Here is an 18309-nt window from a genome sequence, read left to right as displayed (position 1 = left end):
TAGAGGAGCAGTAACATGGTTGACAAACTAAAACAGATACCGGTTCAGCTATTAAATCAATGGAATAAATATTCAAGTAAGCAGAAGACAATTATTATTAGTGTAATTGCGACTGTTTTCTTGGCATTGATTATATTAGTTACATTTATGAACAGGACAGAGTATAAAACGTTAATTGTGAATGAAACAACAAAAGACGCGAGTGCTGTAGCTAAAATATTGGAAGATAAGGGTATTGCATATAAACTTGATAGCGATAAAGTTACAATATCAGTAGATAAAAAGAAATATTCGGATGCTCTTCTTTTAGTATACAGCAGTGATGTCCCTACTTCGGGTTTATCAATGGATCAATTGATGAACAATAGTTTAAGTACTACCAACAGCGACCGAAATTTAAAGAATCATTTATATATACAATCAGAAATCAGAAAATATTTAATTACGATGACTGGAATCAAGGATGCCCAGGTCACCTACGTACCACAGGAAAATTCCTTCAGTGTCTTATCTGAAAAGCAGAACTATCCGGCCAGCGTAGCCTTAACCATTACAGATGATTTTAACATCTCAACTGCTCAGGCAGTCGCAGAATATGTTGCTGCCGCCATTGGCAATGAATCTACGGATAAGATTAAAGTTATTGATCAAAATGGTAATCTGTTATTTGGCGGAAAAGATGATTTGTACTCAGGGAGTGCCAACTCTGTCTTGGAATATCGTGAAAAACTTCAGAATACTTATAACAACAATATATATATGCTCATGATGAAGTTGGGTTACACAGATGTCCAGCCTATGTTTAACTGGTCTCTTAATATGGACAAGGTAACGGAACTCTTTACCGAGCAGATCCCGGCGGAAGGACAGGACCAGGGTCTATATAAGAATTATTATTCTTATGAGGCTAAGAATACCAGCAGCAGTGCCGGTGGCCCCCCTGGTACGGACTCTAATGATGAAACTACATATCAAGGACAGACGGACGGTGCACAGGGTTCGTCATCTAGTACAGTCCAAATTGAATATCTCCCCAGCGAGAGGGTCACGAATACAGAACGTGAAATCGGTGCTGTAATACCGGATCAGTCTTCGGGAAGTATAGTATGTACAAAGGTTATTACCATTAAAGAAGATGAATTAAAAGATAAGGGTGAATTAGCAGACCAGACATTCGATCAATATATAGCGAATTATCAAACACCTGCTCCACAGGCTGCAAGTGCTGATGTATATAATATGGTATCACTGGCAACTGGTATTTCAGCAGACAGGTTGTCAATTCTGGTATATGAGCAGCCATTATTTGTTCCAAAAGTAACGAATACAAGAGGTTTTGCGTTCTACCTCCAGATTATTCTTGCGGTATTAATCGTAGCATTGCTGATCTTTGTAGTATTTAAGGGAACTTCACCAGTTGAAGTAACCGAACTGGAACCGGAATTATCAGTAGAACAGCTTCTGGCTACTACGAAGGAGAACCAGTCCTTAGATGATATTGAATTCAGTGAGAAATCAGAGACCAAGAAGATGATTGAGAAATTTGTGGATGAAAATCCGGATGCAGTAGCTCAGTTACTACGGAACTGGTTAAACGATGAATGGGGTTAATAGTAAGAAATTTTAAGGAGGATGCCAAATGGCTAAGAATACTGAAATTACGGGGGTTCAAAAAGCTGCGGTACTCTTAATCGCACTTGGACCGGAAAAATCAGCCAGCATATTTAAACACTTAAAAGAAGATGAAATAGAACAGCTGACGCTGGAGATTGCCAATACCCGCAGTGTTTCACCGGCCACCAAAGAACAGGTTTTGGATGAGTTTTATGAAATCTGTCTGGCACAGCAGTATATTGCTGAAGGTGGTATCGCTTATGCCAAAGAACTTTTAGAAAAAGCTTTGGGTGAAGAAAAAGCAAAAGATGTTATTGGTAAGCTGACTGCATCCTTACAGGTGCGTCCGTTTGAATTTGTCAGAAAAACAGATGCAAGTCAGATGATGAACTTTATACAGGATGAGCATCCTCAGACCATAGCCCTTATTTTATCTTATCTGTCTTCCGGGCAGGCCTCATCCATTATATCTGCCTTACCTCCAGATAAACAGGCAGATGTTGCAAAACGTATCGCACAGATGGACCGCACTTCACCGGATGTTATTAAAGAGGTGGAACGAGTGCTGGAACGTAAATTATCCTCACTGGTTAATCAGGATTACACCATTGTCGGCGGTGTGGATTCTATCGTAGCAATCTTAAATACGGTTGACCGTGGAACAGAAAAACATATTATGGAAACCCTGGAAATTGAAGAACCTGAATTGGCAGACGAAATCAGAAGAAAGATGTTCGTATTCGAAGATATTCTTTCCCTTGATGATAAATCGATTCAACGAGTACTCAGAGAAGTTGATAATAATGAACTTGCAGTTGCACTTAAGGGCTCCAATGAAGAAGTTCAGACAGTTATCTTTAATAACCTTTCCAAACGTCTTGCTGCTATGATTAAAGAAGATATGGAATTTATGGGACCTGTCAGATTAAAGGATGTAGAAGAAGCACAGCAGAAGATTGTTAATATCATAAGAAAATTGGAAGACTCCGCTGAAATTATTATATCCAGAGGTGGAGGTGACGAGATTATTGTCTAATATAATTAAATCAAGATTTATTTATCTAAATGACGACAACAAAAAAGTAATTGACTCCAACGAAAGAAGTGAACAGTTCCGGTTAATTAATCTGGATCAACGTTTCAATCAATATTCTGCCTGGAATGAATCAGCTGTCACAAAAGAAGCAGACGGACAGACATTTACGGAAGGTATCCAGGTGACTGTAATTGATACAGTTTCACTGGAGGAAGAAGACGAAATGTCAAAACTCCAGCGGGAACAGATTCTTAAGGAAGCCAGAGAAGAGGCTGCAAGAATAATAGAAGCAGCTCAATTGGATGCCCAAAGTAAAAGTGAAGAAATCTATGAAGAAGCACGCAGTCTTGGATACCAGGATGGAATGCAAAAAAGTATGGCAGAAGTACAGGAAAAGCAAAATGAACTCGACCGGTTAATGGATAGCCAGAAACAAGAGTATTTAAAGCAAGTCAGTGACTTGGAACCCAAATTTGCCGAGGTATTGGCTCTTTTAGTAAAAAGTCTTACCGGGGTAGTTATTGAGGATAAACACGATGTCATTTGTTATCTGATACATAAGGCAATCCTGAATGCCGATAGCAGTAAGTTTTACATAATCAGGACATCGAAGGAGGACTATGAACCTGTGATGTCGAAAAAAGTAGAATTAGCAACTATGGTTAAAGAAGGGACTTCAATTGATGTTATTATGGATAAGGACTTGGAGAGAAATCAATGCCTTATCGAAACGGATACCATTATAATTGATTGCAGCCTGGATATTCAGTTAAATAATCTGATACAGGATATAAAATTTCTTTCAATATAAAGAGTGAATCAGAAACGTAAGTTTTAGATGAAAATATGAGTGGAGTAACAGATGGGGGTCAGTTATGATTACTGTAGACATAAATAAATACAGGAAATTAGCAGATAAAACATACGAAAAATCTTTGGGCAGAGTTGTAAAGGTAGTTGGCTTAACCATCGAATCCATTGGCCCTAAGGCTAATCTGAACGATTTATGTTATATCGTTTCTAAAGATAAATCCCAAACCCTAATGGCTGAAGTGGTAGGCTTCCGTGATGACCGCATCTTATTGATGCCCTACGGCAATGTAGAAGGCATTGGTATTGGCAGTACCGTTGAAACCACGAAGGAGCCTCTAAAAGTTTACGTTGGAGATAGTCTCCTTGGTAAAACCCTGGACGGGCTTGGAAAACCTATCGATAATTCAGAATTAAAACTAAATACAGGATATTCCGTGGAAGCGGAACCGCCGGACCCTCTTAAACGAAAGTTGATTGATGAAGTCCTTCCTTTGGGAGTAAAAGCTGTCGATGCCATGATAACGGTGGGAAAAGGTCAGCGTATCGGAATATTTGCCGGCAGCGGTGTAGGAAAAAGTACCCTCCTTGGAATGTTTGCCAGAAATACCAAGGCGGATATTAATGTGATTGCTCTGATTGGTGAACGTGGCAGGGAAGTCAGAGAATTTATCGAGCGGGATTTAGGCGAAGAAGGCATAAGACGCTCTGTGGTGGTGGTTGCTACTTCGGATAAGCCTGCGCTGATCCGTAAAAAGGCCGCAAAGACCGCAACAGCAATCGCGGAATATTTCAGGGATCAGGGCAAAGATGTGTTACTGATGATGGACTCACTCACTCGTTTCTCCATGGCCCAAAGAGAAATCGGGCTGGCTTCCGGAGAACCTCCAGTTTCCCGTGGATATCCGCCCAGTGTTTATTCAGAAATGCCGAAATTGTTGGAACGGGCAGGGAATTCTGATAAAGGTTCTATCACCGGATTATATACAGTACTGGTAGATGGTGATGATTTTAATGAACCCATAACAGATACCGCCAGAGGTATCTTAGACGGACATATTATGCTGACCAGAAAGTTTGCCAATAAAAATCATTACCCGGCTATTGATGTACTGCAAAGTATATCCCGTGTAATGTCCTCCATAGCAGACAAAGAACATAAAGAAGCAGCCGGCAGGTTAAAGATGGTTTTGGCGACTTACAGTGAAGCTGAAGATTTGATTAATATCGGAGCCTATAAGACTGGTTCTAATAAAAATATAGATTATGCCATATCAAAAATTGATTCAGTAAATGAGTTCCTCAGGCAGGATGTCAATGATAAATTGGAATTCGGGCAGATAATTGATTTACTTGCAGAAATTTTTAAGGATTAGGTGAAAGAATGACTAAGTTTGTCTATAAAATGGAAAATATCCTCTCCATTAAGTACAAAATGGAAGATCAGGCTAAAACAGCTTACGGACTGGCAAGGATGAAACTTTCCGAAGAGGAGGAGAAACTTACTGCTCTTAAAAATAAGGTAACTATGTATCAGGAGAGGAAAAGAAATCTGGTACAGTCAAAGCTTAAACTGTTTGATATCTGTAAATGTGAAGAAGCTATTGATATTGTGAAACACCATATCAGCCTGCAGCAGCTGGCGGTTAAAAAAGCTGAAAAGCAGCTGGAGAATGCTCGGATCCGTTTAAATGTTACAATGATGGAACGTAAGACTCACGAAAAATTAAAGGAAAATGCATTAACGAATTATTTTATTGAATATGAAGCCGAGGAAAGAAAAGAAATAGATGAATTAGTCAGTTTTAAATATAATAATCCTGCCGATAACTAGGAGGAAAGAAGATGCCGGATAAAAATAAGGATTTAGACACGAATGAAAAGACCAAAAAAGCAGGCAGCCGGATAATAGCCGCCATAATTGTTTTATTTATAGTTCTGATATGGCTGGCGGTCTTTGCGGTTTTGATTAAATTAGATGTTGGTGGATTTGGAAATTCGATACTAAGACCTCTTTTAAAAGATGTACCCCTTGTAAATAAGATTCTTCCTGATGTACCGGAGGAACAAATTGCCTACGAAAATGATTATCCCTATACTACCCTGAAAGAGGCAATTGACCGTATTAAGGAATTAGAAACCTTAAATGACACTTTGTCAAAAGGTGATAAAACAAGCGCTGAGAAGATTAAAGAGTTGCAGGCGGAAGTGGATCGGCTGAAAGTTTTTGAAGATAATCAAAAGGCTTTTGAAGAAAAGGTAAAACAATTTGATGAAGAAGTTGTTTTTTCAGACCAGGCTCCAAGTATTGAGGAATATAAGAAATATTATGAAGGCATAGATCCGACCCATGCTGAAGAAATCTACAGGCAGGTTGTCGAACAGATGCAGTACGATCAAAAAATCAAAGAAAAAGCAGATATTTACCGAAAGATGAAGCCAGCGGAAGCAGCAGCTATTCTTGAAACAATGACTGCGGATATTGATTTGGTATCAGAAATGCTTTTATCCATGAGACCCTCGGAGAGTTCACTTATCCTGGCCCAGATGGATCCCACAGCAGCGGCAAAGATCACCAAGAAGATGTTTGATATGGATGCGGAGAAAAAAGCAAAACTCAGTTACAATAATACCTCCGACTCAAGTGATACTACGGACCAGACTGGTGGAAATTAAACTTATGTTACTTACGCAGTAATATCATTTGAAATACTGCTTAAGTATAAATATTACTCGAGAAAGGAGGAAAAAAGTATGGAGATGCAAACGGTAAAGACAGATGCCATTAAGATATTTGGTGAATCCAAAACCAGTAAAACTACTTATAGTAATACAAAAAGCACAAATACTGATTTTGGCAGTGTTATGGATAATAGCTTAAAGGCGAAAAGTACTGGAACCAAAGACAAAGACACTGTTAAAGCAACAAAAAATGACCCAGCTGCTGATAAACTGTCTGCTGAGGATAAGCCAACAGCGTCTGATGTGAAACAAAAGTCTGGGAGTACTAGCAAAGCTGTTAACGATAATACGGAAGCTGTGAAAAATCCAGATGATATTGTGAATTCTCAAAACACCCAGGTGAATGCTTCTGATGATAATAAGGATGACATAGCAAGTGTTAATAAGAATCTGGAAGACTTCCTGGTCCTATTGCAGAATACTGTTATGAACAATCTTGGTCTGACAAAGGAAGAACTTGACAAAGCCATGGAGAACTTAGGGTTTACCTCAGCCGATCTTCTGAATACTGATAATTTAAAACAATTGGTATTACAGGTAAATGGTGCAGCTGATATTACTAAAGTACTGACAGATGAAAATCTTGCAGATAGTATGAAACAGTTGATTCAGGCCGTTGATGATTTAAAGACGGGGCAGGGTACCGGGTTCACAAAAGAAGAACTATCAGAGATGATGCAGAAATTAAACCAGACAGAACCGGATATTAATAATCAGGAACTCTTAAAACCAGCAGAATTAGAACCTGCACAGAATTTAAAGACTGACGATAACATGTTAACAGATAAACAAGATAGCATAAAAATCGAAGTTTATAAAACTCCTGATAATAAAACATCGAATGCGATGCAGCAGAACCAGGATGACGCTGGAAAAGATACTGCCAAGCAGGAACCTGATTTAAAAACACAAACACCTTCTGAAATGTTCGTACAGAATCTTGCTGTCAAAGGTAATGAAAACAGTATGAATTTTACAGAACAAATTGCTAATGTCAGACAAATGCAAAATATCACCAATCAGATCGTAGATCAGATTAAGATCATGATTAAACCGGAACAAACATCCATGGAAATTCAATTAAATCCGGAAAGCCTGGGTAAAATCAATCTGTCCGTCATAGCAAAAGATGGTATTATGACCGCTCATTTTACTGCTCAGAACGAATTGGCGAAAGAAGCAATTGAAAGCCAGATGCAGGTATTAAAGGATAATTTAAACAATCAGGGACTTAAAGTTGAATCCATTGAAGTAACAGTTTCTAATTTTTCTTTTGAACAAAGCAATCAGGCAGCTGGTGGCGATGGAAAAGAACAGCAGAACCGTTCCAAAAACCGGACGATTAATTTAACAGAAGCTGATGGTTATGCAGAAACTAAGGATGAGACTGAGGACATCGGTCTTGAATCCCAAAGCGGAAACAGTATTGATTACACCGCTTAATTTCAGGGAAAGGAGAATATATGAGTGATCCAATAAAATCAACAATTAATGAAATAAACAGCCAGACGACTTCCTACAAATCAGAAAAAACAACCGGAAGTTCTTTGGACAAAGATTCTTTTCTGCAATTGTTAGTAACTCAGATGAAATACCAGGATCCATTAAATCCGAATACAGATACCCAATATGTTGCACAATTGGCTACTTTTTCACAATTGGAGCAAATGCAGAATCTTAACCAATCCTATTCTAATTCACAGGCATTTGGTCTAGTGGGTATGAATGTAGTAGTAAAAAGTACGGATTCCGCCGGTAAGACCACGACGAATAGCGGTACTGTTGATTCCGTAGTCATAAATAATGGAAAAGCCCAGTTGGTAATCGGGGGTAATCTATATACACTGGATCAGCTTCAGGAGGTTATCGACAGTACATATATGATTAAACAAGGTTTGCCGTACATACCGAAGAAAGTTGAAGCAACCTTTGATAAATCAGAACCAAAGGATATCACATTTGAAGTTAACTTAGGCAAGGGAGAAACAGTGGCAACCGATGTGGCTATTGTTTTAAACGGTAAGGTTATTTCTGATGATAAAGTCAGTGTAAAAGATAATAAAGTGACAATCAGCAAAGATGTTTTCGAGGAATTAGAAAATGGTACTTATAAGCCTACGATAGTTTTTAATGATGCTTTATATACTACGATATCCAATGAGATAGTAATTGAAGTAAAGGGAGAAGCTCCCCCGAAAGATCCGGATCCTGATGCAGATAATGGAAATGACACAGGTGATGATTCAGGAGATGGCTCTGATAAAACTGCTTAAAGGTAGCTGCTTTTTATGAAAGTATAGCACGGATTGTCAAGGCTGGTTTCGCATGACGGAAAAGAGGTTTGTATGAATCAGATAGCACAGACTAGTTTCTCTTCCATTGAGTTAATGACAGGACAGCTCTTAAAAAATAAGAGTGCCACAGTAAGCCGGATTTCTGAAAACAGCAATCTATCATTTCAGGAACTGCTCGAAAAACAACAAATCTCTGATACCGGAGCTTTAAAATTTTCAAAGCATGCAAATGAAAGATTAGCCAGCCGGAATATAGATTTATCCGAGGAACAGCTTAAGCGGCTGGAAAGTGGTGCTAAAAGAGCTCAAGAGAAGGGAATCAACGAATCACTGGTTATGGTAGACAATATAGCTTTTATCGTTAATATTAAAAACAAAACAGTTGTAACTGCTGTGAATGACAGTGATGACAAAGTATTTACAAATATTGATGGTGCTGTGATTATATAATAATATGCCGGACCCAAAGGGAAGCATAAGTATCCTTAACTGACTGAAAGGATACGGCAGCACACAATTATAGGAGGTCATTTATTATGATGAGGTCATTATATTCTGGTGTTTCAGGACTTCGTGTACACCAGACCAAGATGGATGTTATAGGTAATAATATAGCGAATGTTAATACAGTTGGTTTTAAGGCCAGTTCCGTAACCTTTTCTGATGTATTTTATCAGACGATACAAAGTGCAACAGGACCTAACGCCGCAACCGGAGCAGGTGGTCAAAATGCAAAGCAGATTGGTCTTGGTGCCAATGTTGCATCCATTGTTGCATCAATCACGCAGACAGGCGGTTCACAAAGAACTGATAATCCTTATGATATTATGATTGCAGGAGATTCTTTCTTTATTGTTAATAGCGGCGGTACCAACTACTTTACCAAAGCCGGAAATTTTGGTACCGATGAGGATGGTACACTAACCATTCCAAGCGGCGCAGCCGTAATGGGCTGGCAGGTAGATCCCAAAGATAATACTAAGACAGTTGCAGGTACTGTTTCTCCGATAAAAATAGTTACACCTGCGAATCTGTATTCGGAGCCTCAGGCAACAACCAATACATATGTTTCCGGTAACATTGATTATAAGGATACACAGATTGTTGCCGGTGCCTCCGGTAAAGCTGCTAACGTAGAGTTTTTTGATAGTCTGGGACAGAAGTATACCGCTAAATTAAAAGTTAATCAGAATGCGGTAACCAATGAGTATACGGTTGCAGTAACCGATATTACCGATGCAACTGGAAAATCCATATTCGCAAAATCAAATGGCGCTACTCCGCCAGTATACGCACTAAATCCGGCTTTTACTAATTTTACATTTGGCGGAATCACATATAATCCAGCCATTAATACTACTACAGGCGAAGTTACCCTTACCGGTACCGGCACTGCAGATATTCTCCAGTTTGATGCGACTTCAGGTAAATTTAAGGGAATCGGTACGGGACCAAATCCTACCGGAAAGGGACTGAACTTAGTTATGAATGCAACACCGAATCCATTTAAGACTGTAAATATTGACTTCTCCTCCGTTACCATGTACGAGTCAGGCGGAACCTCTAAATTAGAAGCCGACATGGGCAGTATAACGCCTACCGGTGTATCTAGTTTAGGCTCCGGAAGGAAGGCAGGTCATATGACCGGATTTTCCATTGATACTAATGGTAAAATATATGGTAAGTATGACAACGGTGACAATCGGCTTTTAGGTCAGATCGCTGTAGCATCTTTCTCTAATCCTGCCGGTCTTGAAGCCAAGGGTGGCAACTTATTTGCAGAAACCCAGAACTCAGGCAGTTTTGACGGTGTAGGACACGATGTTTCCAGTGATGGCGGCAGTTTTATAACTGGTGTACTGGAAATGTCCAATGTAGATTTATCTGCACAGTTTACTGACATGATAACAACTCAAAGAGGATTCCAGGCGAACTCAAGAATAATTACTACATCTGATAGCATGCTGGAAGAGTTGATTAACTTAAAGAGATAATTTAACATTGCTTTAATATTTTAAAATATTTAATGTATTAAAATCAAATATAACAAGTACTGAATTTACTTCATGTATGAAACACCTGACGGCAGGCAGCTGTCTGCCGTCAGAAAAAGAAATGCAGGTAATGTAAACCCGTGCAGCAGCATAGGAGGAGTATAATGATTAATGTAACTAAAATGAATAATGTTAATATAACAATTAATTGTGATTTAATTGAGACCATTGAAGAGACCCCGGATACTGTCATAACACTAACGACTGGGAAAAAAATACTGGTAATTGAGAGTAGACAAGAGATTGTGGATCTTGTAAAATTATACAAAAAAGAACTTTTTTCGCAAGAATAGAATACAAATGAATAAGTTAGGTGGGTGGACATTTTGAATATTGCTTCAATTATTGGTTTAATAAGCGGGATTATAATCATGATATTTGGTATGGTGTTTGAACAGGACACAATGAGTTTTAATTTTGCTAAGATAATGAACTTTATCGATTTTGGATCTATATTGATTACTTTTGGTGGCTCTTTTACAACCTTAATTACGATGGAACAGAGTTTATCATCCTATGTAAAAAAACTGGCTTCTTTCAGACTGGTATTAAAATCTCCGGCTTATAATGATGTTGAAACAATAAGGGATATCATTGCATTATCCAACGTAGCAAGAAAAGAAGGTCTTCTGGCTTTGGAAGAAACGGCGAATGGTATCGAGGATGAGTTTTTACAAAAAGGAGTTCTGCTAATAGTTGACGGAACAGATCCTGAACTTGTCAGAAGTATTATGGAAACTGAGTTAAGCTGTATAGAAGGCAGACATAATGAGGTAATTGGTTTTTGGGACAAGCTCTCAGCAATGGGTCCTGCCTGGGGTATGATTGGTACTTTAATTGGTTTGATTAATATGTTAAAAAATTTAAATGATCCATCTACCATCGGTCCTAACATGGCAGTTGCCCTGGTCACTACATTTTACGGTTCCTTATTGGCGAATTGGGTATGTATCCCGGTTGTTAATAAGCTAAAGGCAAATAATTCGATTGAAATCATGTTAAAAGAAGTTATTGTAGAGGGGCTTTTATCCATACAGGCAGGTGAAAATCCCAGGGTTATCGAAGAAAAATTAAAATCCTTCTTAAATCCTGCTAGTCGTTTAGAATTTGAAACTGCCGAAGGCGGTGAAGTTGATGGCTAGAAAGAAAAAGGCGGAGGAAGCCAGTGCCGGAGCTCCATGGCTGAGTACTTTTGCAGACTTAATGAATTTGTTGCTTTGTTTCTTTGTTTTACTGTTTGCATCTTCAACGGTTGATGCGGAAAAATACGAAGAAATAGTAGCTTCCATGTCAAGCAGTTTTAGTATATTCAGCGGAGGTCAGACTGCGATAGACGAAGGAAAACTCATATCTTCCGGAATTTCACAGCTCAATGACTTATCCGATTATTACAACACAACCGGAGAAAGCGTTGGGGAATCGGAAACAGAGGAAACCGACGCCATGCAGGAGCTGATGGAAGAAAAGAAAAAAGCATCCCAAGCAATATATGACAAAGTTTCTGATATGGCTGATAAAAACAGTCTGGGAGATTATATAGAACTTAGCATCGATTCTAATTATCAATATGTTAAAATTTCTCTAAGTGGCTCAATCCTTTTTGATTCTGGTAAAGCCGAAATTAAAGCGGATGCAGTGCCGATATTTAGCAAACTGGGAGATATCTTAGAAGAATTTAAAGAATATCATATTGAATTAGAGGGTCATACGGATAATGTACCTGTAAAAAACAAGCTATTTAAAAACAATAATTGGCTCTCATCGGCCAGGGCGCTAAATGCTGCTACCTATCTGATGAATGAAAAGGGACTGAATCCAAAAACATTAAGTTGGACTGGAAGAGGGGAATATGATCCAGTTGCCAGTAATGCTACCCCTGAGGGCAGGGCAAAGAACCGGCGTGTTGAGATCAAAATTTATAATAATATAAATAATTAAGACATAAGAAACTTGCCATTATAGGCAGATGGGAGACATTATGAAGAGAAACATATTAACAATTATTATTTTAGCACTGGGAATACTTAACATGGTTTTGACAGCGGTAATCGTGTTTGCAGTGGTGCCGACTACTATGAGAACGAACAATCTGATTTCTAAAGTAGCTGCTACCATAGATCTTGAACTCGAAAGTCCATCTGAGGCGGAGCAGGTTGATATCGCTGATATAGAGACATTCTCCCTGCCGGCAGACCTGACAATCAGTCTGAAGCAGAATGAAAGTGATCAGAAGAAACATTATGCGCTTTTAGTAGGTGTTTCCTTATCAATCAACAAGAAATGTGAGGATTATAAAACGTTGCGACCTACCATAGACAGTAATGTAACCTCTATTACTGAGATAATTACCGATGAATTTTCTAAATATTCCGTTGATACTGTGAAAGATAATAAGGACAAAATTAAGGAAGAAATTTTAAAAAACTTACAAGAGTACTTTAAATCAGAAATTATTATCGGTATTTCAATTGGTAATATAGTCACTGAATAAAATATTTTGGTGATTTTATTCGAACTATGTGATAATATAGTATTAAGTAATCACCGGGAGGTAATGGTAATGGGCGACGTCTTATCTCAAAATGAGATTGACAACCTGCTTAAGGCGTTAAGCAGCGGTGAACTAGACGCGGACGAATTTAAGGGGAATGGTGAAAAACAAGTCAAGAATTACGATTTTGCCAGACCGTCAAAATTCTCAAAAGAACATCTTAGAACGTTAGAGATTATATTTGAACATTATGGGAGATTGCTTTCTACGAATTTACCGGCGTATTTTAGAAAGAATGTACAAGTTGAGGTTATAAACTCAGAAGCGGTTGCTTATTCTGAATTTACCAATGCGTTGTCTAATCCGGTTTTACTTGGAATTGTAGATTTTTCTCCACTGGAAGGAAATATCATAATAGAAATAGCAGATAATCTTGGATATGCTATGGTCGACCGCATGTTAGGCGGAGGCGGAGCTCCTTTGGAAAAATCAAGGGACTTTACTGAGATAGAATTGATTATTATTGAACGGATATTTAATGTGTGTACCAATCTTTTAAGCGAACCCTGGAATAATGTCATACAGGTGGAACCGAGATTGATCCGAATTGAAACGAATTCACAGTTTGCTCAGATTATTGCGCCTAGTGAAATGACATCAATTGTTACCATGAATATTAAGATTGGTAACGTAGAAGGTATGATGAATGTCTGTCTGCCCTTTGCATGTCTGGAAAGCGTAATCGATAAATTAAATACAAAATACTGGTTCTCAACCATGCAGATAAAAGATGATGAAACTTATAAAGACTTAATTGAACTGGCAATATCAAAAGCAAAGATTCCAATAAAAGCAGTACTTGGTAAAAGCGCCATATCTGTTAATGATTTTCTTGGCTTACAAAGAGGAGACATCATTAAGTTAAACACGAAGGTAGAGGATGAGCTGAATATTTATGTTGGAAATATAAATAAATTTAAGGCGTTACCGGGTGCATCTTCGGATTCTTATGCAGTAAGAATTTCATCAATTATTAGAGAGGAGTAACAGAATATGGATGGTATGTTATCTCAAGAAGAAATTAATGCGCTTCTAAGTGGGATGAATTCTGACATAGAGAGTGCGGGGGGCAACACAGAATTAGAATCATTATCCGATGCTGAAAAAGATGCAATTGGTGAAATTTCTAATATAAGTATGGGAACAGCAGCTACAACATTATCTTCCTTGGTTAATCAAAAAGTAATCATAACGACTCCGGTAGTATCTTACGCTACCTGGGATGATTTGGCAGATAATTACACAAGACCATGTGTTTTTATACAGATCTATTATAAAGATGGTTTGGATGGTAATAATATTTTAATTTTAAAAGAATCTGATGTTAAAATTATTACCGATTTAATGATGGGGGGAGATGGATCCAATACGGAAGGAAGTCTTTCCGAATTACATCTAAGTGCCATTAGCGAAGCGATGAATCAGATGATGGGATCTGCATCAACTTCAATCTCATCCATGTTAGAAAAAAGAGTTGATATCAGTCCTCCAATCGCAAAATTAGTCGATATGAACGAATCTATTGATGAAGCTGATATTGCACCATTCCTGAAAGGACGATTTACAAAGGTTTCTTTCAAAATGCAAATCGGGGATCTTGTAGACAGTGAATTATTACAATTATATCCATTTGATTTTGCTAGAGATTTATATAGAAAGTTTATTAAAGAAGATCAAGTACAGGATGTTGTTAAAAAAACGGAAGCAAAGCCGCAGACAAAACTTCCGGAACCGGACAATAACGTATCAATGAATAATGCACAGATGACGCAGGGGCAAATGATGCAGGGACAGATACCGCAAGGTCAGATGTCTAATATGCAGCAGATGCAAGGCGCACAAAATATGTATGGGGGGATGAATTTTATGATGCCACCGGTTCAGGATATAAATGTTTCACCAGCTCAGTTCCAGCCTTTTACAGCACCTCAGAATCCTGTGATACAGCCTGAAAATATAGACCTGATTATGGATGTACCTCTTGAAGTTACGGTCGAGCTTGGAAGAACAAGTAAATCCATAAAAGAAATATTGGAATTTTCACCAGGTACTATTATCGAGCTGAACAAGCTTGCCGGTGAACCCATTGATGTTTTGGTAAATGGTAAGTTTGTGGCTAAAGGTGAAGTTGTTGTCATCGAAGAATCCTTTGGTATCAGGGTTACAGAAATAATTAAATAAGCTAATATATAATAACACATGATAGGAGAAAAAATAATGGCAAAAAGTATTTTAATTTGTGATGATGCTGCATTTATGAGAATGATGATTAAGGATATTTTAAGTAAAAATGGTTACACCATTGTGGGAGAAGCAGAAAACGGTTTAAAAGCAGTTGAAAAGTATAATGAAACCAGACCGGATTTAGTAATGATGGATATTACCATGCCGGAAATGGATGGAATTCAGGCATTAAAGAAAATCAAAACGGCTGATCCAAGCGCAAATATTATTATGTGTTCAGCAATGGGTCAACAGGCAATGGTTATTGAATCAATTCAATCCGGAGCAAAAGATTTCATTGTAAAACCTTTTCAGGCCGACAGAGTTTTAGAAGCTGTTAAGAAGGCAATCGGCTGATTAGAACAAACCTAAATTTACATCCTCATTAGAGACAGGAAATCAGGGATATACAAAAGTATACTTTGATATGTCAATGGAGTTGGAATGATTATTTTAACGGCAGGAATGTCAAGTGGAGATAGTTTGCTTCAATTAATCGGGGTAAGCATACTATTCATAATTATACTTGTTGTAACCTATTATACGACCCGGTTTGTCGGCGGCGTAAAGATGGGGATAACAAAGAACAGTAATTTCAAAGTTCTTGAGACCTTTAAGGTAACCCAGAACAAATATCTGCAGCTGATTCAAATTGGTACAAGATATTTTGTAATATCAGTCAGCAAGGATGATATCAGATTTTTAACAGAATTAAATGAAACTGATATTATACGGCAGGCTGACTCTCAACTGCCAAAGAATAATTTTACCGAATTATTTCATTCGGTATTAAAAAAACAAAAAGATAAAAATAAGACTGATCAGGAAGATGATCAATAGTAAAGGTTGGTATTCATGAATACATTTGTTAAACGGCACATAAGAAGCATGCATGGAGTTATCAGAATCTTATATGTAATATGTTTATTAACCTTTATTTTTGCAACTCCGGCACAAGCGGCAGGCGTTAATACAAGTTCACCGACAGGTACCGCAGCAGGAGAGAATTCAAATTCAAAGGATACATCTGATGTAGGGCTTAACGGCAACATAGGACCTTTTCAATTTAATCTGGATACCGGAAGTGAGAACGGAGGATTAGCGTCTACACTTCAGATATTAGTAGTTTTGACCTTGATATCTTTAGCACCGTCTATCCTTATTATGGTTACCTCCTTTACCCGTATCCTGATTGTTCTGCATTTTGTCAGGTCTGCACTAGGAACACAGACAACACCCCCGAATCAGATTTTAATCGGACTTGCATTATTTCTAACATTTTTTATTATGTCGCCGGTGTTTACCCAGATTAATAATGAAGCCATAAAACCATTGTCAAGTGGGGAAATAACTCAGGAAGAAGCGTTTACAGCCGGTGTGGCCCCTTTAAGGGAATTTATGTTAAAACAGATTAAAAATCCAAAAGATCTAAAATTATTTATGGATATTGCAGAGATAAAGGTTGATTCAATGGATAAGATTCCTACTACTGTAATTATTCCAGCATTTATCATTAGTGAACTAAGGATAGCGTTTATTATAGGTTTTGTTATATATATACCGTTTATCGTAATTGATATGGTAGTCGCGTCGACCTTGATGTCTATGGGTATGATGATGTTACCGCCTACAACAATTTCCATGCCATTTAAAATACTTTTGTTTATTCTGGCAGATGGCTGGGGACTGATTATTGGATCATTAGTAAAAACATTTTTTTGAAATTAAAACTGAAAGGATGCCACACTACGATACTTTCAAAGGTTGAAAGAAATTATTAGTATACAAAAGGTGTCACACTACGATTCTTTCAAAGGTTGAAAGAAATTATTAGTATACAAAAGGTGTCACATTACGATTCTTTCAACCTGTGTAACCTGTTTTACATAGTTTCTGTGGCAGTATCGCAAGTGGACTTGCGATATGCAGTGGGTATAAAAATGAATGAAAACATTATCATTGATATAGCCAGGGATACCCTTTGGTTAATCATTAAAGTATCGGCACCTATGCTGCTTACTTCTCTCGTAGTAGGTCTTGTGGTAAGTGTCTTGCAGACAGTTACTTCAATTCAGGAACAAACCCTCACATTTGTTCCTAAATTAATCGCGGTATTTTTAGTTATCATGTTGTTTGGCAGCTGGATTATGACAGAAGTAAGAGATTTTACCGTTAATCTGATAACTAATATAGGCTATTATATTAATGCTGTATGACATTTACAGTAAACGATTTTGAGGTTTTTTTGCTGATACTTGTGAGGATTACAGCGTTCGTCTATGCTGCACCGTTTTTTAGCTTAAGGGATGTTCCTCAGAAAGTTAAAGTTGGTTTTTCATTATTCTTTACTCTGATATTATTCCAGATCGTACCCGGGCAAGTCCAGTATGACGGTATTATTGGTTTTGCGGCACTTATAATCAGTGAATTGATGGTTGGGCTTATTATCGGTTTTTTTGCAAATATCAGTTTTTATATCCTGACTTTTGCCGGCAGCATCATGGATATGGAGATAGGTTTTTCTATGGTAAACCAATTTGACCCGGTCTCTAATATACAGACAACAATAACCAGCAATTATTATATGTATATTGTAATGTTAATCATGCTAGTTACCAACCTGCACCATTATCTGATTATGGCAGTGGCAGATACCTTTAAGCTGATACCCTTGGGAGCAGCCAAAATCAGACCTGACTTATATCTGCTTATGCTTAGGTTTATTAAAGATTATTTTATCATTGGATTTCGGATTGTTTTGCCGATATTTGCAGGAATGCTTATTGTTAATTCTATTTTAGCAATCTTGGCCAAAATTGCACCTCAGCTTAATATGTTTGTAATTGGTTTACAACTAAAAGTTTTAATTGGCTTGTTCATACTATTCCTGATGGTTGGTTTAACACCTACGGTTTCCGGATTTATATTTGATGAAATGATATCAATGATAAAATCGGCAATAAAAGCCTTAACTTAAGAAAAGCG

At 37.7% G+C, this 18309-nt stretch carries 21 protein-coding genes; all 21 read left to right on the top strand.

The features are described from left to right. Positions 1–15: 15 nt before the first annotated feature. On the top strand, positions 16–1611 hold the full coding sequence (locus tag QA584_RS15315) for a flagellar M-ring protein FliF C-terminal domain-containing protein (RefSeq protein ID WP_278269917.1): 1596 nt from the start codon (positions 16–18) through the stop codon (positions 1609–1611). A 28-nt stretch (positions 1612–1639) separates the two neighbouring features. Beyond that, positions 1640–2650 (top strand): flagellar motor switch protein FliG, encoded by a 1011-nt coding sequence (gene fliG / locus QA584_RS15310; protein WP_278269916.1) that lies wholly within the window; start codon positions 1640–1642, stop codon positions 2648–2650. Further along, positions 2643–3461 carry a FliH/SctL family protein gene (locus QA584_RS15305; RefSeq protein ID WP_278269915.1) on the top strand — a complete coding sequence of 273 codons (819 nt, stop codon included), beginning with the start codon at positions 2643–2645 and terminating at the stop codon, positions 3459–3461. The genes fliG and QA584_RS15305 overlap by 8 nt, the downstream gene beginning before the upstream one ends. A 64-nt stretch (positions 3462–3525) precedes the next feature. Continuing rightward, positions 3526–4836: a flagellar protein export ATPase FliI gene (fliI, locus tag QA584_RS15300; protein ID WP_278269914.1), complete on the top strand. Its 1311-nt coding sequence runs from the start codon at positions 3526–3528 to the stop codon at positions 4834–4836. A gap of 8 nt (positions 4837–4844) precedes the next feature. After that, a complete protein-coding gene (locus QA584_RS15295; protein ID WP_278269913.1) occupies positions 4845–5294 on the top strand; it encodes a flagellar export protein FliJ in 450 nt (149 codons plus the stop codon). Positions 5295–5305: 11 nt separating this feature from the next. Next, positions 5306–6136 carry a MotE family protein gene (locus tag QA584_RS15290; protein ID WP_278269912.1) on the top strand — a complete coding sequence of 277 codons (831 nt, stop codon included), beginning with the start codon at positions 5306–5308 and terminating at the stop codon, positions 6134–6136. A 78-nt stretch (positions 6137–6214) separates the two neighbouring features. Further along, positions 6215–7645, top strand: coding sequence for a flagellar hook-length control protein FliK (locus QA584_RS15285; RefSeq protein WP_278269911.1), 1431 nt, complete (start codon positions 6215–6217; stop codon positions 7643–7645). 20 nt (positions 7646–7665) lie between these two features. Continuing rightward, the gene (locus QA584_RS15280) at positions 7666–8475 is read left to right on the top strand and encodes a flagellar hook capping FlgD N-terminal domain-containing protein (RefSeq protein WP_278269910.1); all 810 of its coding nucleotides are present in this window, start codon (positions 7666–7668) and stop codon (positions 8473–8475) included. Between the two features lie 72 nt (positions 8476–8547). Beyond that, the gene (locus QA584_RS15275; RefSeq protein WP_278269909.1) at positions 8548–8946 is read left to right on the top strand and encodes a TIGR02530 family flagellar biosynthesis protein; all 399 of its coding nucleotides are present in this window, start codon (positions 8548–8550) and stop codon (positions 8944–8946) included. 86 nt (positions 8947–9032) lie between these two features. Further along, positions 9033–10490, top strand: coding sequence for a flagellar hook protein FlgE (locus tag QA584_RS15270; RefSeq protein WP_278269908.1), 1458 nt, complete (start codon positions 9033–9035; stop codon positions 10488–10490). 164 nt (positions 10491–10654) lie between these two features. After that, the gene (locus QA584_RS15265; protein WP_278269907.1) at positions 10655–10843 is read left to right on the top strand and encodes a flagellar FlbD family protein; all 189 of its coding nucleotides are present in this window, start codon (positions 10655–10657) and stop codon (positions 10841–10843) included. A 24-nt stretch (positions 10844–10867) separates the two neighbouring features. Then, positions 10868–11692: a motility protein A gene (locus tag QA584_RS15260; protein WP_442870337.1), complete on the top strand. Its 825-nt coding sequence runs from the start codon at positions 10868–10870 to the stop codon at positions 11690–11692. Further along, positions 11685–12488, top strand: a complete 804-nt coding sequence (locus tag QA584_RS15255) for an OmpA/MotB family protein (protein ID WP_278269905.1) — start codon at positions 11685–11687, stop codon at positions 12486–12488. Before QA584_RS15260 ends, QA584_RS15255 begins: the two co-directional genes overlap by 8 nt. A 40-nt stretch (positions 12489–12528) precedes the next feature. After that, entirely contained in the window at positions 12529–13041 is a 513-nt protein-coding gene (locus tag QA584_RS15250; RefSeq protein ID WP_278269904.1) for a hypothetical protein, read from the top strand. Positions 13042–13110: 69 nt separating this feature from the next. Further along, a complete protein-coding gene (gene fliM / locus QA584_RS15245; protein ID WP_278269903.1) occupies positions 13111–14088 on the top strand; it encodes a flagellar motor switch protein FliM in 978 nt (325 codons plus the stop codon). 6 nt (positions 14089–14094) lie between these two features. Then, complete coding sequence (fliY, locus tag QA584_RS15240; protein ID WP_278269902.1) at positions 14095–15282, top strand: flagellar motor switch phosphatase FliY; 1188 nt, start codon at positions 14095–14097, stop codon at positions 15280–15282. A 36-nt stretch (positions 15283–15318) separates the two neighbouring features. Next, positions 15319–15681: a response regulator gene (locus QA584_RS15235; protein ID WP_278269901.1), complete on the top strand. Its 363-nt coding sequence runs from the start codon at positions 15319–15321 to the stop codon at positions 15679–15681. A gap of 87 nt (positions 15682–15768) precedes the next feature. Beyond that, positions 15769–16164 (top strand): flagellar biosynthetic protein FliO, encoded by a 396-nt coding sequence (locus QA584_RS15230; protein ID WP_278269900.1) that lies wholly within the window; start codon positions 15769–15771, stop codon positions 16162–16164. A 15-nt stretch (positions 16165–16179) separates the two neighbouring features. After that, positions 16180–17046 carry a flagellar type III secretion system pore protein FliP gene (gene fliP / locus QA584_RS15225; protein ID WP_278269899.1) on the top strand — a complete coding sequence of 289 codons (867 nt, stop codon included), beginning with the start codon at positions 16180–16182 and terminating at the stop codon, positions 17044–17046. A 218-nt stretch (positions 17047–17264) separates the two neighbouring features. Continuing rightward, the gene (gene fliQ, locus QA584_RS15220) at positions 17265–17540 is read left to right on the top strand and encodes a flagellar biosynthesis protein FliQ (RefSeq protein ID WP_278269898.1); all 276 of its coding nucleotides are present in this window, start codon (positions 17265–17267) and stop codon (positions 17538–17540) included. 29 nt (positions 17541–17569) lie between these two features. Continuing rightward, positions 17570–18301, top strand: coding sequence for a flagellar biosynthetic protein FliR (gene fliR, locus QA584_RS15215; RefSeq protein ID WP_278269896.1), 732 nt, complete (start codon positions 17570–17572; stop codon positions 18299–18301). Positions 18302–18309: the final 8 nt, after the last annotated feature.

The organism is Anaerocolumna sp. AGMB13025 (assembly GCF_029689925.1).
Classification (GTDB): domain Bacteria; phylum Bacillota; class Clostridia; order Lachnospirales; family Lachnospiraceae; genus Anaerocolumna.
This window is presented reverse-complemented; position numbering and strand designations above follow the sequence as displayed.

Coding starts and splice junctions, on each gene's coding strand:
- QA584_RS15265 (WP_278269907.1), top strand. CDS start 10,655: ATGATTAATGTAACTAAAATGAATAATGTTAATATAACAATTAATTGT.
- QA584_RS15250 (WP_278269904.1), top strand. CDS start 12,529: ATGAAGAGAAACATATTAACAATTATTATTTTAGCACTGGGAATACTT.
- QA584_RS15270 (WP_278269908.1), top strand. CDS start 9,033: ATGATGAGGTCATTATATTCTGGTGTTTCAGGACTTCGTGTACACCAG.
- QA584_RS15235 (WP_278269901.1), top strand. CDS start 15,319: ATGGCAAAAAGTATTTTAATTTGTGATGATGCTGCATTTATGAGAATG.
- QA584_RS15315 (WP_278269917.1), top strand. CDS start 16: ATGGTTGACAAACTAAAACAGATACCGGTTCAGCTATTAAATCAATGG.
- fliG (WP_278269916.1), top strand. CDS start 1,640: ATGGCTAAGAATACTGAAATTACGGGGGTTCAAAAAGCTGCGGTACTC.
- QA584_RS15285 (WP_278269911.1), top strand. CDS start 6,215: ATGGAGATGCAAACGGTAAAGACAGATGCCATTAAGATATTTGGTGAA.
- fliP (WP_278269899.1), top strand. CDS start 16,180: ATGAATACATTTGTTAAACGGCACATAAGAAGCATGCATGGAGTTATC.
- QA584_RS15295 (WP_278269913.1), top strand. CDS start 4,845: ATGACTAAGTTTGTCTATAAAATGGAAAATATCCTCTCCATTAAGTAC.
- fliY (WP_278269902.1), top strand. CDS start 14,095: ATGGATGGTATGTTATCTCAAGAAGAAATTAATGCGCTTCTAAGTGGG.
- fliQ (WP_278269898.1), top strand. CDS start 17,265: ATGAATGAAAACATTATCATTGATATAGCCAGGGATACCCTTTGGTTA.
- QA584_RS15280 (WP_278269910.1), top strand. CDS start 7,666: ATGAGTGATCCAATAAAATCAACAATTAATGAAATAAACAGCCAGACG.
- QA584_RS15230 (WP_278269900.1), top strand. CDS start 15,769: ATGATTATTTTAACGGCAGGAATGTCAAGTGGAGATAGTTTGCTTCAA.
- fliM (WP_278269903.1), top strand. CDS start 13,111: ATGGGCGACGTCTTATCTCAAAATGAGATTGACAACCTGCTTAAGGCG.
- QA584_RS15290 (WP_278269912.1), top strand. CDS start 5,306: ATGCCGGATAAAAATAAGGATTTAGACACGAATGAAAAGACCAAAAAA.
- QA584_RS15275 (WP_278269909.1), top strand. CDS start 8,548: ATGAATCAGATAGCACAGACTAGTTTCTCTTCCATTGAGTTAATGACA.
- fliI (WP_278269914.1), top strand. CDS start 3,526: ATGATTACTGTAGACATAAATAAATACAGGAAATTAGCAGATAAAACA.
- QA584_RS15255 (WP_278269905.1), top strand. CDS start 11,685: ATGGCTAGAAAGAAAAAGGCGGAGGAAGCCAGTGCCGGAGCTCCATGG.